The following is a 1,484-nucleotide window of genomic DNA, read 5'->3' as shown; positions in this document are numbered from 1 at the left end:
CTAGCTGATGCACACATCGTGGCTGCGACGGAATGACTCGCCCGTTGATTTGGCCTTCCCGGGCGAAGAGTCACTGTGATTCTGTGTCTGGCACTTCGATTCCATTGAGGTGCCAAGATGTTGAACGAACAATTCAGACTTGGTCGTTTCGGGGATGGTCGTCTCGATAAAGGGGGGCGGCCCTGCTCGAAGGAATGGTCACGCGCGCCGGTTCGTGCTTGCGGCGAGCGGCGGAGGGTGATCGGGCCAAGATAGTCCGATACGGCCGATTTCTAGCCAATGAGAACGTGACGCTGGAAGCACTGCTCGCAGGCTGGGGCGAACAAACGGCCGTTGCGGCGGCCGGCCGGCACGTGCTGGCGATCCAGGACACAAGCGAGATCAACTTTCGAACCAAACCCGAGCGCCGACGCGGGCTGGGTGAGATCGGCAAGGGAACCGGCCACGGCTTGCTGTTACATGCGATGGCTGCCGTCGATGCCGAAAGTGACGCATGTCTGGGTCTGGTTTCCGGGAAGATTTGGACGCGCCAAGGCCGAGTAACGGTGCCGCACGACAAGCGGCCGCTGGAGCAGAAGGAATCGGAGCGTTGGATCAGCACAGCCAATCGGGCCAAGCAGGTGTTGTCTGCGGCCGCGATGGTCACGGTGATCGATGACCGCGAGGGTGACATCTATGCCAAATGGGCAAGCGTATCGGCCGCAAACTTCCATCTGCTGACGCGGAGCATGCATGATCGTGTGCTGGCCGACGGTGCAAGCATGTATGCCACTGCCGCCGGCTGGCCCATTGTCGACGCCGCGACCATTGATGTTGTGGCGCGCGCTGATCGGCCGGCCCGACGGGCCAAGCTGGTGCTGCGCTTGGGCCGCGTCACCCTCAAAAGGCCGCAGAAAGCGTCTGCCGACTTACCGCGGACAGTCGAACTCGCTTTGATCGAGGTTGCTGAAGTCGATGCGCCAGCGAGCGTCGAACCGCTGCAATGGTATCTGCTGACGACCCATGAAGTGAGTGATGTCGCCTCCGCCTGGCGGATCGTCAACTGGTACAAAAGGCGCTGGATTATCGAGCAACTGTTCCGCCTGATCAAAACTCAGGGGCTGCAGCTCGAAGACAGCCGGATCGAAACCGCCGACCGGCTGCTCAAGCTCACCGCGATTACCGCCAAAGCTGCTGTCATGATCCTGCAGCTCGTTCAGGCTCGCGATGGACGCAGCGCCGAACCCGCCAGCAACGCGTTCAATGAAGCGCAGATCAAGCTCCTCGCCGCACTCGCCACCAAGTACGAGGGCCGGACCAAACTGCAAAGCAACCCACATCGGCCGCAAAGTCTGGCGTGGGCCTCATGGATCATCGCTCGCCTCGGCGGGTGGGACGGATACCCACGCACCAAACCGGGCCCCATCACCATGCGGCATGGCCTCCAGTACTTCTTGGGCATGGCGGCGGCGTGGGAAACCCTCAAAGATGTGTGAATCAGCTAG

General features: G+C 61.4%; 1 protein-coding gene. It reads left to right on the top strand.

Annotated elements, in window-relative coordinates:
• Positions 1–194 precede the first annotated feature (194 nt).
• A complete protein-coding gene (locus GWE18_RS41820; protein ID WP_275191289.1) occupies positions 195–1,475 on the top strand; it encodes an IS4 family transposase in 1,281 nt (426 codons plus the stop codon).
• Positions 1,476–1,484 lie beyond the last annotated feature (9 nt).

Origin of the sequence: Bradyrhizobium sp. CSA112 (genome assembly GCF_029051645.1) — a bacterium.
Classification (GTDB): Bacteria; Pseudomonadota; Alphaproteobacteria; order Rhizobiales; family Xanthobacteraceae; genus Bradyrhizobium.
Note: the sequence above shows the minus strand (reverse complement) of the source record. Positions and strands in the feature narration are given on the sequence as shown.